The following is a 13441-nucleotide window of genomic DNA, read 5'->3' on the forward strand; positions in this document are numbered from 1 at the left end:
CAGGCCCCTACTCGCACATGTGCAGCGTCCAAAATCCTGGACGCTCTGTTCTCCAATCCCGCGCGCACACGCGAACCCGATTCGCCTATCTTCCTACTCGGGATCGGAGCCCCGATCGCATAAGAGAACATGGTGGAGACGTGGAATGAACCAGTTGAAATGCTTGCCGCAGGAAGAGATTGTCTGGGGGCACGACGTGCTGAAAACCGTCGCCCCCTGCATGGGGAACTACGGCATCCGCCGTCCGATGACGTTCACGGTGGAATTCCTTGAGGCGTTGAACCGCGAGCACCTGCAGCCAGCCATCGGCGACGGCGTGGGCACCTTCACCGGCCTGCCGCCGCATGTGCCCGATTTCGCCGTACGCGACGGACTGCGTGCATGCATCGAGGCCAATGCGGGATCGATCATCGCCCTCGGCGGCGGCTCTGTACTCGATGCCGCGAAGGCAGTCTCCTACTGGCATTTCCAGCAGACAGGCCGCTACCTGCCCATTGCCGCGATTCCGACGACCCTGTCGGGTTCGGAGTTCTCCCACTACTTCGGCGTGACGGAAACGGACGGTCCCCAGAAGTTCAAGCGCAGTCATGCCGTGCGCGAAACGACCCCCAGGCTGGTGGTGATCGATCCCCGGATGATTGTCGACACGCCACGTATGCTGCTGCTGAGCTCGGCCATCAAGGGGATCGACCATGCGGTGGAAGGCATGCGCCGGGTCGACGTGGATCACCCTCACGCCATCCTGGCCACCAGGGGCGTGGAGCGCTTCCTTGCCGTGCTGGAGAAGTGGCCGCGCAAGCTCGAAACGCGCGAGGCCGTCGCGGGCGGCCACGTGTCGACCGACGACCTGCTGCAGCTTCAGCTCGCCGCGTGGCAGTGTTACTTCTATCCTGCTTCGGTCATCTACGGCCTGAGCCATCGCATCGGGCACATCCTCGGCGGGACGTTCGGGGTACCGCACAGCGTGACATCGTGCATTGCGCTGGCGCCCGTCATCCGCGCCTGCGCCGACGCCTATGGCCGAAAGCTTGAGATTTTCTCCACGGACCGTGGCAGTCGCACGCCCGCCGCATTCCTCGCTGACCGCATTGAGGCAGCCGTGGACGCACTGGAATTGCCGAGCCGGCTCGGCGACCTCGATTTCGATCGGGCGAAGCTTCCCGAGATGGCGGCCCTGCTCAAGCAGAACTATCCATCCGAGGTCGGCGACCTTGGCGAGGATGCCGGCACGAAGCTGGATGCGCTGCTGGAGAGGCTGTGGTAATGACCGGCCAGCCATCCGTCAGCTTCCCGCATCCCGTCGGCCTGCGCCCACGCGCTCAATGCCTTGGCCAGTCGGCAGATCACCGCGACAGGCCTGACGCAGATGGAGTCGATGCTGCGGACCGTCGCCGTTCCACAAAACTTGCCTGACCCCACCACCACGAGGAGACTAAAGTGAACGATACCGTCAAGCCCGCATCCCCGGCGCCGGCCGGAACGCCAGCCGGGCATACGCCATACAGTGACTGGTTACAGACAGACGTGCTCCACTCGCTGCAGCAACCGGTCAGCGATCATCCCGGCGAGCACGCCTGGATCGTATCGGCGCAGGTGTCCGAGCTCTACTGGATGCTGATCATCAAGGAAATACAGGCCGCGCAGGCGCAATTGCGAGCCGATGACCTGACCGGGGCCTGCCGGACGCTGCGGCGCGTCGTCGCCCACCACGAGCCGCTCAATGCCACATGGCGCTCCATCGCGTGGATGACGCCTGTCGACCTGCTGGCCATCCTGTCCTGCGTTGGCCCGAAGTTCGGCAAGGACACTGCCCTCCAGGGCTGGACGTACCGGCAGATGGTCTACCTGCTCGGCATCAAGCAGGGGGAGCACCTGCAGCACTTCCTGCCGCAACCCCGGCGCTGGGAACAACTCAGCAAGGCCCTCGCAGAGCCGAGCCTGTATGACGACGTGCTCGCCCACCTGAGCCGCAAGGGCTTCGCCGTGCCGGCGGTGGTACTCGACCGCGATTTCAGTGTGCCCTACACGCCGGACAAGACGGTCGAGAACGTCTGGCGCGACGTCTACGCCGACCCGGACGAGCACGGGGAATTGCAGCAGCTCGGCGAGACGCTGGCCGATATCGCGGAGGGATTCTCCGCGTGGAAGCACCTGCACCTGATGGCAACGCGCCGGACGTTCGGCGCCCGGCCGGCCTACTTCGGCACCGAGGGCATTGCCTGGCTCCTGCCGACCATGAACGAGATCCCGTTCCCGGAACTCTGGTCGGCGCGCGGCTTCATCGGCGACCCGCCTGCGGTATGTCCGCACGCCCGCGGACCGGGAAACGCCCGGGCTGTGGAGTGACGCGCTCAAGACGGTCATGTAAACGGTCTGCGATCACAAGAACGCGGCGCTCGAGTCCGTGATCGTCAACCATGCCGGGGACGCAAGACTTGTTGCCGCCTGTCGCATCAGGATCGCGAAGGAACGAGGCCGCATTGCGGTCCTCCGCGATACCGCATGCCAGCGCACCGCACGCCATCACGTCGGAGGCGTGTTGAAGGCGCTAGACCGCACGCCGGGTTCCGCACCAGCCCCGTATCTCGCGGGATGCGCGTTCGCCCTTGGCGATGTGCTTTGGGGTGTCAACCTGATGCGGCAGGCGTATCTGGGGCTCACGTCGATGTGGGACGGCCTGCTACCGCCATCGCGCCGCATCGATGCCATGGCAAGCTGCGTGGAGACGGCGCCAGCCTGAGCGGATGCCATCGTGTCATCGGCCTGTGCCGATGCAGGAATTGGGCGGAGACTGCGAGTCTCCGCCCTTTTTTACTATCGGGCTTTACTTTCAGGCTGCCACGGGCTGCGGCTGGACGTGCAAGGCGCGGGCGACGGTCGTCACCCTGCGGCCCTGGAACCGGGCAACCGCCAGGTGATCGTCGTCGGGCTTCACGGCGTCACGCTGCGAGACGTGAGTCGCGCCGTACGGGGTGCCGGCCTTGAACATCGCCGCGTCGGCATAGCCCAGCGGCACGATGATCAGGCCCAGGTGCGCCATGGGCGCGTAGGTCGCCAGCAGCGTGGCTTCATTGCCGCCGTGGCGCGAGGACGTCGAGCCGAAGACCGAGCCCACCTTGCCATTCAATTTTCCCGCGAACCAGAGGCCGCCGAGCCCGTCGATATACGCCTTGAGTTCGGCCGAGATCGACCCGAACCGCGTCGGCGTGCCGAACACGATGGCGTCAGCCCACTCGGCATCGGCTTCGGTCGGCGCCTCGTACTTCGCGTTCATCTCCGTGGCGTTCTCGAGCCAGCCCGGCGCCTGCCGCATGACGTCGGGGCCGACAACCTCCCGCACACGCCGCATGCGGACTTCTGCGCCAGCCTCGAGGGCCCCCTCGGCGACAGCCTTGGCCAGCATCTCGGTGGAGCTGTTTCGTGAGTAGAAAACAATCAGTACTTTCGGTTTTTGCATGGTGATCCCCGGCAACGTCATACAGAGATGGGCTCGAGCCGGCCCAGCAGCTCGTCCTTGCGATCCGCCAGCCACGGCGGGAGCTGGAACTCCTCGCCAAAATGGCCGGGCTCTTCATCGATCGCGAAGCCGATGTCGGTGGTGGTCGCCTCGAACATCACGCCGCCGGGCATCTTGAAGTACATCGAGCGGAAGTAGTTGCGGTGCACCGATTCGGACGTATCGATGTAGCCCAGAGCAAACATTCTCTCCTTCAAGATCGCCTGCTGCTCCACGTTGTCCACCGCGAAGGCCACATGGTGGACCGTGCCTTCGCCGTAGATCGACGAACCCTGGTGCCGGTCCGGCTCATGCAGGAACTCGACGATCATGCCCGGGCCGCCGTTGTACGTCTCGAAGCGGTAGTAGGATCCCGCCTGGCCTGCGTTGCGGAAACCGATCGCTTCGCTCATGAAGCGGATCGATTCGGCGACTTCCCGCAGCGACAGCGTGATGCTGTGGACGCCGCGGATGGCATGGGCTTCGGGGATATCGATGGCCACGCAAGCCGGACGCGAATCGAGATCCGTTTCGACGAGATCGAACTCGATGCCGCACGGATGCTGGAACCGCTGGCGGCGCTCTCCGAAGCGCTCCACGATCTCGCTGTCATACGGCACGTCCATGGCATCGAAGCGGCTGCGCCAGAATTCGAGCGAGCCCTTGGGAACCGAGTAGTTGATGACCCGCACCTGGCCCGATCCCGGACGCGCCATGACGCCCCGCTGACGGAACGGGAACGACGTCACCAGGGTCCCTGGATCGCCATTCGCGTTGCCATAGTAGAGGTGGTAGATGGGATCCTCGCCGTCGAGAAGCACAGTCTTCTTCACGAGGCTCTGCCCGAGCAGCTTGACGTAGAAGTCCACATCCTCCTGTGCGTGCCTCACGCCGAGGGTCAGATGATGAAATCCCTTGAGCATTAACATTGTCCTCTCCAGTTTGAAATAGACATGTAGAAACAGCGCATAGCCGCTCCTGTGCAACAGCTTATGACGGCAGATACCGATTGGGCAGCCGTCACGGGTTGTACGCAGGGTTCGGCAAACTTGGACAATGCCGTCCTGTGAGGCGCGGTGCGCGCGATGGCGCAGGAGGGGCATTTCCCGAGGCTGTCGGGACGCAGACGCGGCAGGCCGCCAAGGTTTGCCCGGGTGGCAGTGGGGGCCGTTCTGTAGCGTAGCGCGGCCGTTGCCTTATCAAGGTGCAATGGCGGAGAAGGGTCGCTAAGCGACCCACAGCCATCCCACAGACCGGGCACTGAACCGAGAATGAGTCCATACACCGTCTTCGAAACGACCACCCGCCATAAACTTGCTAGATTTTGCAGCCTTCGGAATCACAGATCGCACCGATGTCGGCCAGCCCCTCTGGAGCGTCTATCGCAGCCTGAAGAAGAGCTCTCTCGAACACCGCAACCTCTCGTGCACCTAACAGGTAAGATCTCCCGTTCAACACGAAGAGAGGCACACCGTTGGCAACTCGATTCGCGGCCATCTCGTCGTGCGCGATCTCCGCTACGATACGACTGTCATCGAAATTGATCTGACCTCCGGTCTCTACGTCCTTCGCAATACCGCTAAGGACGCTCCTATCAAAGATGTCAAGCCCTTCCGTGGTGGCTGCAGAGAAGATCCGTTCGATTAGCCGGCGCTGTTCGGCGGGGTCGGCCAACTTCACCAGCATATGAGCGTCGGTCGTATCGCCAAACCGCATAGTGCCGAAGTTGTACACCAAGCTTTCGATGGCGCCCATCTGAGTGACTGCATCCATCATCCCGTCGGCAGCGATTCGGTTACCAAATTTCTTGTAAAGCGCGCTGCTGAAATCCTCGGGGACCAAGCCTCGCGCAAGCCGGTAGGATTTTTGGGAGACCACCACCTCGACCGTACCCGGTAGGGCCTTCGCCGCCTTCTCTAGGCGGCGCTTTTCAATCCAGCACCACGGACACACGAAATCTGACCAAACCTCTACATTGAGTCGCTTAATGAAGTTGCTCCTGGGTTGGAGATGGCAATGCGGCATCCTTCGGCGTCGACGAAACGCCTACCGCAAAGAATTGCCGCCGGAAATGAAGCGCCATGGCGCAGAGCATTCGCGTGGCTGCACTGCACTCTGCGGTGAATGGCGGAGTGAAGGTGGCTTTCGGAAGCCCCTCTGAAGCCGAGACTACGTCAGTATGTCAACCAGCTTTGCAGTAATCTCATCCACAGTCCCTAACGCATTTATCTTCCGATACCTGGTCGACCTGCAGTGGAGCAAACACACGGCCCTCGCTCAACGCCGCCAGCATCTGGCGCTAACGGTCTTCGCGCATCCATCGATGCACCGTGTTCGGGTTCAGCCCGTGGCTGAGCGCACCCCCCGCCATCGAAGCTCCCGCCGGGCGAACCTGTTCCGGGACCATCGCCTTGAATTCGGCGCTGTACTCCCGCCGGCGCGGCCGGCGCCTCGCCCAGGAAGGCGCGAAAGTCTGGTTCACCGACATCAACGAAGCCGGCGGCAAATACGCCGAGCAGGACCTGAAGGCGACCAGCCTCGACGTGGCATTCCTGCCGCAGGACGTATCGGCGGAAGCCGACTGGCTGCGCGTGCTCAACCACATCCGCGCCACGGACGGCCGGCTCGACGTGCTGGTAAACAACGCCGGCATCGGCCTCTCGCACAACATCGAGACCTGCACGATCGAGGACTTCGACCGGACCATGAACGTCAACCTGAAGAGCGTCTTTCTCGGCTGCAAGCACGGGCTGGCGCTGATGAAGGAGACAGGCGGCTCGATCATCAACGTGTCGTCGATCACCGCGATCTGCGGCGAGCCGGCGGCGCTAGCCTACAGCGCGTCGAAGGCCGGCGTGCGCTACCTGTCGAAGTCGGTGGCGCTGCACTGTGCCGAGAAGGGCTACGCCATCCGCGTCAACAGCCTGCATCCCGGCTATATCGACACCCCCCTGCTGGCCGGCAGCAATTCCGGCGGCCGCCTGACCGAGGCCGAGATCACGGCCGCGCGCGTGCGCATCGGCGGGGAGATCCCGCTGAAGCGGCGCGGCACGCCCGACGAAGTGGCCGGCGCCGTACTGTACCTGGCGAGCGACGACTCCACCTACGTCACCGGCACCGAACTGCTAGTCGACGGCGGCTACGCCTGCCACTGAACCCCATCCCGACAACAACCAACCCACGGAGACCCCACATGGCCCTTCCCGCCGTCCAGACCGAGCAAGACCGCCTGCTGACCGTCGACACCACCGCCCACCCTTTCCTCAAGTCGCTGAGCGGCCACGCAGGCACCGACATCTTCCCGCTTTTCCTCGACCCTTACAACGGCTTGATGGTGATGCGCGCGCGCTTCGCGCCGGGCGTCACGCTGCCCCTGCACTTCCACACGGGCGCGGTCCACATGTACACGATCTCGGGCTGCTGGTACTACACCGAGTATCCCGACCAGAAGCAGACCGACGGCTGCTACTTGTTCGAGCCGGGCGGCTCGATCCACCAGTTCAACACGCCCCCCGACGGGGGCCCGACTGAAGTCATCTTCATGCTTTTCGGCAGCAACGTGAACTACATGCCGGACGGCTCCTACCTCGGGCTGTCCGACGCCGGCCACATCAAGAGCTGGGTCGACCGCGCCATCAAGGAGCAGGACAACGGCCTGCAGTACATCTCGGCCGCCGTGCCGACGTACTCGGCAAAGTGAGCCCCGGAGAGATTGCATGTTGCGCATGATGGGTTTCCCCGGCCAGTATGTGCAGGGGCCCGGCGCCCTGCCGGAACTGGGCGCACTGCTGGCGAAGTCCGGATGGCAGCGGCCGCTGGTGCTGTGCGACGCAATCGTAACCGACAAGATCTGGCCGGTCGTGTCAGACAGCCTGCAATCGGCCGGTCTTGCCGTCCGGCACGCCTTGTTCCCCGGCGAATGCACGCGGGCCGCCATCGACGCCCTGGCTGACAGGGCACGCGGGGACGGCCATGACGTGGTGGTCGGCCTCGGCGGCGGCAAGGCGCTCGACACGGCCAAGGGCGTGTCGCTGGCGCTGGACGTGCCCGTCGTCGTCTGCCCGACCATCGCGTCCAACGACGCCCCCACCAGCCGCGTGATCGTGCTGTACGACAAGGCCCACCGGCTGGCTGGCGCGGAGTTCCTGAAGTCGAATCCAGCAGCGGTGATCGTCGACACGCAGATCATCGCCCAGGCGCCCGCCCGCTTCTTCGCGGCAGGCATCGGCGACGCCGTCAGCAAGAAGTTCGAGGCCCAGCAATGCAAGGCAACCGGGCGCAATAACGTCTTCGGGACGCCGCCGCTCGACACGGCCCTGTTGCTGGCAACCGCCACCTACGACACGCTGGTGAAGCACGGCCCCGCCGCGTACCGCGCCGTGATCGCACGGCAGGCGGACGAGGCCGTGGAGCGCGTGGTCGAAGCAACCGTGCTGCTCAGTGGCGTGGGGTTCGAGGGCGGCGGGCTGTCGCTGGCCCATGGGCTGACGCGAGGCTTCAGCGCCATCCCGGCACTTGCGAACGCGCTGCATGGCGAACAGGTGGCATTCGGTGCGCTGGTGCAACTGGTCGCAGAGGGACGTCCGCAAGCCGAGATCGACGAACTGCTCGACCTGCTCTGCACGGTCGGCCTGCCGGTCACGCTGACGGAACTCGGCCTGCCACCCACCCAAGCCACCGCAGCCGTGGCGCAGATCGCCGATCTCACGCTGAGCGGGCAGGTCAGCCAGATCCTCAGCCCGCCGCTCACCGCCGCCCGGCTCGAAACCGCCATCCGGCTCGCCGACCGGAAGGGAGCCATCGCGCTGAACCGCCGCAAGCCATAACAAGTAGACAACACACCAGGTACTGGAAGAGACATGATCAAACATTGGAAAAACTCGCTCGCTGTCGCGGCCACCAAGTGCACGCTCGGGCCGACCGCGTCGGCCGCCCCGCAGAAGCCGAACATCCTCGTTATCTGGGGCGACGACATCGGCTGGGAAAACGTCAGCGCCTACGGCATGGGCGTGATGGGCTACACCACCCCGAACATCGACAGCATCGGCAAGGAAGGCATCCGCTTTACTGACCAGTACGCGCAGCCGTCTTGCACGGCGGGGCGCGCGGCGTTCATCACTGGCCAGTACCCGATACGCTCCGGGATGACCACCGTCGGCCAGCCGGGAGACAAGCTTGGCTGGCAGGCCGCCTCGCCCAGCCTGGCCGAAGTGATGAAGCAGGCCGGCTACCGCACTGGCCACTTCGGCAAGGCCCACATGGGCGACCTGAACTCCCACCTGCCGACCGCGCACGGCTTCGACGAGTTCTTCGGCAACCTCTATCACCTGAACACCGAGGAACAGCCCGAGTACCACGACTACAAGGCCTACGCCGAGAACTACCCCGGCGGTCCCAAGGCGTTCGCGGCCAGGTTCGGTCCGCGCGGCGTGCTGCATGCCTTCGCCACGGACAAGGATGACCCCACCGAGATGCCGCGCTTCGGGCGCATCGGCAAGCAGACCATCGAGGACGTCGGCCCCCTCACCATGAAGCGGATGGAGGACTTCGACGCCGACGAGGTCATACCGAAGGCGATCGACTTCATGGACCGTTCACAGAAGGCCGACGAGCCCTTCTTCGTCTGGCTCAATACCAGCCGCATGCACCTCTACACCCACCTGAACGACAAGTGGCGCTACGCGGCGGCCAAGTACACACACGAGGACGACCTGCACGGCGGCGGCATGATGCAGCACGACCACGACATCGGCCTCGTGCTCGACTACCTGAAGAAGTCCGGCCTCGACAGCAACACCGTCGTCTGGTACTCCACCGACAACGGCCCCGAGCACTCGTCATGGCCGCACGGTGCCACGACGCCGTTCCGGGGCGAGAAGATGACGACCTACGAGGGCGGCGTGCGCGTGATCTCGATGCTGCGCTGGCCCGACGTCATCAAGCCGGGCCAGGTAATGAACGGCATTCAGGCGCACCAGGACATGTTCACCACTTTCGCCGCCATCGCGGGTGTGCCGGACGTAAACGAGGAGTTGAAACGCGAAAAGAAGCAATACATCGACGGCGTCAACAACCTCGACTACTGGACCGGCAAGTCGCCCGAAAGCGCGCGCAAGGACTTCCTCTACTACTACGAGAGCAAGCTGGCAGCCGTCCGGATGGGACCGTGGAAATTCCACTTCTCGCAGAAGGAGAACTACTACGCCAGCCTGCAACCCCGGACGACCATGATGCTGTTCAACCTGCGCAGCGACCCGTTCGAGAGCTACGACAGCAAGGACTCGTACGGCCATCTCGTGCAGAAGGCCGCGTGGATGTCGGGTCCGCTGGGCGAGACCATCGCCACTCACCTGCGCACGCTGGCCGAGTATCCGCCAGTGCAGCCCGCCAAGTCGTTCGATCGCTCGAACATGGTGCAGGATTTCCTGAACCAGCAGGCGCAGCTCAGGATGCAGCAGCAGGCGCAGCCGGCCCCCTCCAGGGAAGCAAAGGAATAGAGGCGGCAGATCAGGGATCTCCTGCCGCTCGTCGGCGAGGTCATCGGCACCAGTGACTGGGTGACCATCGAGCAGGGCCGCATCAACCAGTTCGCCGACGCCACGGGCGACCACCAATGCATCCACGTCGTCCTCGAGCGGGCCAAGGACGGCCCCTTCGGCGCACCGATCGCCCACGGCTTCCTAACGCTGAGCCTGCCGCCGGAGTTCTCGAACGCGGCCTATCGCGTGAAGGAAAGCCGCACGGGTGTGAACTACGGCCTCGACAAGGTGCGCTTTCCGGCGCCGGTGCCGGTACACAGCAAGCTGCGCTCACACTTCAAGCTGCTGTCGTACGAGGCGCTGGAAGGTGGCGGCGCGCAGACCAAGGTGGAGATGATCGTCGAGCGGGATGGGGGCACCAAGCCGGTGTGTATCGCCGAGTCGATCACGCGCCGGTATCCCTGAGCACCGCGTGGCAGCCTCCAGTACGCAAGAGGGGGCGCCGCGCAACATCGAGATTGCGGGAACCACCCGCGCCGGGCATCGGCGCGGCTTTCCGACTTTGAGGAGACAAGAAATGAAACTTAGCCAACCGATGCGCCGCAGTGTCCTGCTCGCCGTCGCCTGCGGAGCAATGCTGGCCGGCGCCGGACCCGCGCTCGCGGACACGTATCCGAATCGCCCAATCCGCATCGTGTCCGTGGCGGCCCCTGGCACCGGCGCCGACGACTACACCCGCCTGCTGGCGAAGTTCCTGGGCGAGCGGCTCGGCCAGAACGCGGTGGTGGAGAACCGGCCGGGAGCCAACGGGATCCTGGCAAGCGACGCGGTCGCCAAGTCGGCGCCGGACGGATACACGCTGCTGTTCACGTCGTCCAGCGCGATGTCGGCCAATCCGTTCCTGTACCGGAAACTGCCCTACAACCCCAACAAGGACTTCGTGCCGGTGGCGCGCATGTCGACACTGCCTATTGCCCTGGTGGTGTCGGGGCGTTCGTCGTACAAGACTGTGGCCGACCTGGTGGCGGCCGCGCGTACGAAGCCCAGCGCAGTCAACGGCGGGAGCACCGGCAACGGCTACCGCCTGATGGCGGCGGCCTTCACTGAGGCGGCCGGCATCAAAACGACGGACGTTCCTTACAAGGCCGCCTCCGGCTTGCTTCCCGACGTGATCAGTGGCACGGTGGACTACTGTATGCTGGAACTCTCGTCAGCGCTGCCGATGGTGCAGGCGGGGAAGCTGCATGCGCTGGCCGTGCTGAGCCCGAAGCGGGTGCCGCTGCTGCCGGACGTGCCGACGCTGGCCGAAGCTGGTGTCCTGAACCCGGGCCTGATGGAAGCCGTCTCGCGCACGAACTGGACGGGCCTGTTCGCACCAGCCGGCACGCCCGCGCCGATTGTCGATAAGCTCGCCAGGCTGACGCTTGAGTTCGTCAGCTCGCCCGAGGCTTTGAAGCACTACGCGGCGCGTGGCAGCCTGCCCAACCCGGGCACCGGCGCGGATCTGACCAAGGCGGTGCAGGCGGACCAGCAGGTGTGGAAAGGGATGATCGTGGTAGCGGGGATACAGCCGGAGTGAGAACCGGCTGACTGCGCTGCGTGACATGAGCGCCGCTTCCCGGGAGGGAAAGTTACTGGGTCCCCGTGCAGCAGGCGGGCACCCAGTGTCTTTTCACGCCGTGAAGGAAGTCCAAGTCGCCGGGCCCCCGCTTGCGCGGAACGGCGACACAAGATACTTGCCTGCGAAATCCCAAACAGGCTCCTACATCCGGAGCAGCCACTTGGCGATTATGCTGCGCTGGATCTCGCTGGTCCCGCCATGAATGGCGGTCCGGCGGAAGAACATCTCCGTGGCGATATCCTGCATCGTGTCCTGCATTGGCAGCGCGTCATCCCGGCCGGGTTGGCGGTCGTCGCTGGCGGGATAGGCCACGGGCGCATAGTCGCCAACGCTTTCCACCAGGAACTGGCCCATCTGCTGCTGCAGCTCGGTGCCGCCGGATCTTGAGCATTGACCCCATCGCATGGGCCGCCGGGCTCTGGTCTTCCTCCAGCGCGGCCACGCGCTGGCCCCTAACTTAGATGGCCTTCAATTCGGCCTCGCAGCATGCCAGGCGCAGGGCGAACTGGTGGTGGTCGCCCAAGGCGGCTGAGCGAAGCAAGATGAGGCTTGCGACAATCCAGGCCCCTGACCAAGATACAGGCTTATGCTCTGCAGAGCATAAGGGCGTATCTTGGTCGTAGGCTCTGTTCGAGCGGCACCCAGGCGGTCAGCTGCCTGAGATCCTGCTCGAGATCGACAGCGCCACGCACTTTAATTGGCTTTTGCTGGGAAGAGAGCCGCATTCCCACAGCGAATTGCTATTGGCCTACGCAGCGATACTCGCGCACGACACATCGATGTCGGCTGCCGATTTCGTCCGAATGGTGCCGGAGTTGTCGCCTCCCGCGATCCGGCAGATGATGCATCGGGTTACGGATGAACGGAAGCTGCGCCACGCGGCTGAAGCCGTGTTGACCTTCATGCATCAGCACCCGCGATCTCTACCGTCATGACTCTGTGCTGGCGCGTTATATCTCTAACGAATTGGTCGGAGATGCGAGCCATGGCGAAGAAGCAATTATTAATAAGTGCCGGCTACCGGGCTTCGGCTCCTCTTCAGCTGGAATGCAATGGACACTCGATCGGCAGGATAGATGGTGTCAGTGATCTCGAGAATCCTGCCTGAAGCATCCTTGTAATGCCGGATCAGGCGCAGGCCGGCGGACCCTGCATCCACCCCGAGTTGCCCGGCCAGCGGCGCATCGATCAGCGTCGCCGTGACAACCTGCCGGATTTCCGCAATGGCCACCGCGTATTCCCGCTCGATCAGCCCGCTGACCAGGACCTGCGGATGATCGCGGATCGTATCCACCAGCCCTGCCATCGAAGCGTCGATATAGATGTCCGCACGCGCGACCGGCGTGCTGCCCTTGCGCGCATCCACGCGCGTGCCCGAAAGGCGTATCCAGTCGCTGCCGACCGGGGCTTCCAGCCCCCTCGCCAGCGCGCGGTCCAGCGTGACGTTGCGCACGTCCTCGATGGCGCGCACTTCGGTGGCCGCCACGCGCACGAGGTCTTCGGCAGTGCCGAAGGACTGCGTGTAGGCCGCGTTTGGGTTGGTGCTTTCGACAATCGTGCCGACCGCCTTCCTGCGTGAGATGTAGCCGAGGTCCTGCAGCATCCTGAGCGATGCGCGCACCGTATGGCGGCTGACGCCATGCAGCCCGGCGAGTTCATGCTCGGTCGGCAGCAGGCTGCCGACCACCCGGTGGCCTTCCACGATTTCCCTGACCAGCGTGCTCGCCAGTTCGGCGTAGCGCGTCGGCGCGGCGGGCGAACCGGTCCTGCTGTCCTTCTGTATGGCGGCCATGGCGGTTGATGTGGGGATCGGGATGCCCGCGTAATGAATGACCCCCTGGCGCG

At 64.4% G+C, this 13441-nt stretch carries 14 protein-coding genes and 1 pseudogene; 10 read left to right on the forward strand and 5 right to left on the reverse strand.

The genetic code is table 11. The features are described from left to right. Positions 1–145: 145 nt before the first annotated feature. The 3 genes from KB879_RS34775 (at position 146) to KB879_RS34785 (ending at position 2740) form a co-directional block, all read left to right on the forward strand. Positions 146–1264 carry an iron-containing alcohol dehydrogenase gene (locus tag KB879_RS34775; RefSeq protein ID WP_211984124.1) on the forward strand — a complete coding sequence of 373 codons (1119 nt, stop codon included), beginning with the start codon at positions 146–148 and terminating at the stop codon, positions 1262–1264. A gap of 173 nt (positions 1265–1437) precedes the next feature. Then, positions 1438–2346: a tryptophan 2,3-dioxygenase gene (locus KB879_RS34780; RefSeq protein ID WP_211984126.1), complete on the forward strand. Its 909-nt coding sequence runs from the start codon at positions 1438–1440 to the stop codon at positions 2344–2346. Positions 2347–2404: 58 nt separating this feature from the next. Next, the gene (locus KB879_RS34785) at positions 2405–2740 is read left to right on the forward strand and encodes a hypothetical protein (protein WP_211984128.1); all 336 of its coding nucleotides are present in this window, start codon (positions 2405–2407) and stop codon (positions 2738–2740) included. 90 nt (positions 2741–2830) lie between these two features. On the opposite strand, the gene wrbA is transcribed toward KB879_RS34785, so the two are convergent. From wrbA to KB879_RS34800, 3 genes are all read right to left on the reverse strand, one after another. Continuing rightward, the gene (gene wrbA / locus KB879_RS34790) at positions 2831–3457 is read right to left on the reverse strand and encodes an NAD(P)H:quinone oxidoreductase (protein ID WP_153956658.1); all 627 of its coding nucleotides are present in this window, start codon (positions 3455–3457) and stop codon (positions 2831–2833) included. A 17-nt stretch (positions 3458–3474) separates the two neighbouring features. Continuing rightward, entirely contained in the window at positions 3475–4425 is a 951-nt protein-coding gene (locus tag KB879_RS34795; RefSeq protein ID WP_153956657.1) for a ring-cleaving dioxygenase, read from the reverse strand. 388 nt (positions 4426–4813) lie between these two features. Further along, positions 4814–5485 (reverse strand): DsbA family oxidoreductase, encoded by a 672-nt coding sequence (locus KB879_RS34800; RefSeq protein WP_211984418.1) that lies wholly within the window; start codon positions 5483–5485, stop codon positions 4814–4816. A 422-nt stretch (positions 5486–5907) separates the two neighbouring features. Here KB879_RS34800 and KB879_RS34810 point away from each other — a divergent pair, with 422 nt between their 5' ends. The 6 genes from KB879_RS34810 to KB879_RS34835 all read left to right on the forward strand — a co-directional run bounded on the left by KB879_RS34810 (position 5908) and on the right by KB879_RS34835 (position 11554). Continuing rightward, complete coding sequence (locus KB879_RS34810; protein ID WP_249221521.1) at positions 5908–6651, forward strand: SDR family oxidoreductase; 744 nt, start codon at positions 5908–5910, stop codon at positions 6649–6651. A 38-nt stretch (positions 6652–6689) separates the two neighbouring features. Then, positions 6690–7196: a 2,4'-dihydroxyacetophenone dioxygenase family protein gene (locus KB879_RS34815; RefSeq protein ID WP_211984130.1), complete on the forward strand. Its 507-nt coding sequence runs from the start codon at positions 6690–6692 to the stop codon at positions 7194–7196. A 16-nt stretch (positions 7197–7212) separates the two neighbouring features. After that, on the forward strand, positions 7213–8322 hold the full coding sequence (locus KB879_RS34820; protein ID WP_211984132.1) for a glycerol dehydrogenase: 1110 nt from the start codon (positions 7213–7215) through the stop codon (positions 8320–8322). A 33-nt stretch (positions 8323–8355) separates the two neighbouring features. Beyond that, positions 8356–9993, forward strand: coding sequence for an arylsulfatase (locus KB879_RS34825; protein ID WP_211984134.1), 1638 nt, complete (start codon positions 8356–8358; stop codon positions 9991–9993). Between the two features lie 60 nt (positions 9994–10053). Next, the gene (locus KB879_RS34830; RefSeq protein WP_305852191.1) at positions 10054–10440 is read left to right on the forward strand and encodes a MaoC family dehydratase; all 387 of its coding nucleotides are present in this window, start codon (positions 10054–10056) and stop codon (positions 10438–10440) included. Between the two features lie 112 nt (positions 10441–10552). After that, entirely contained in the window at positions 10553–11554 is a 1002-nt protein-coding gene (locus KB879_RS34835; RefSeq protein WP_249221522.1) for a tripartite tricarboxylate transporter substrate binding protein, read from the forward strand. A 183-nt stretch (positions 11555–11737) separates the two neighbouring features. On the opposite strand, the gene KB879_RS34840 is transcribed toward KB879_RS34835, so the two are convergent. Further along, positions 11738–11950 carry a hypothetical protein gene (locus tag KB879_RS34840; protein WP_211984136.1) on the reverse strand — a complete coding sequence of 71 codons (213 nt, stop codon included), beginning with the start codon at positions 11948–11950 and terminating at the stop codon, positions 11738–11740. 272 nt (positions 11951–12222) lie between these two features. Between KB879_RS34840 and KB879_RS34845 the strand changes: the two are divergent. Next, positions 12223–12513 (forward strand): annotated as a pseudogene (locus tag KB879_RS34845) (Tn3 family transposase); the annotation flags it as partial. Positions 12514–12599: 86 nt separating this feature from the next. On the opposite strand, the gene KB879_RS34850 reads toward KB879_RS34845, so the two are convergent. Then, positions 12600–13388, reverse strand: a complete 789-nt coding sequence (locus KB879_RS34850; protein WP_211984138.1) for a GntR family transcriptional regulator — start codon at positions 13386–13388, stop codon at positions 12600–12602. Between the last annotated feature and the right edge of the window lie 53 nt (positions 13389–13441).

It is taken from the genome of Cupriavidus sp. KK10 (assembly GCF_018223725.1).
Lineage (GTDB): Bacteria > Pseudomonadota > Gammaproteobacteria > Burkholderiales > Burkholderiaceae > Cupriavidus > Cupriavidus necator.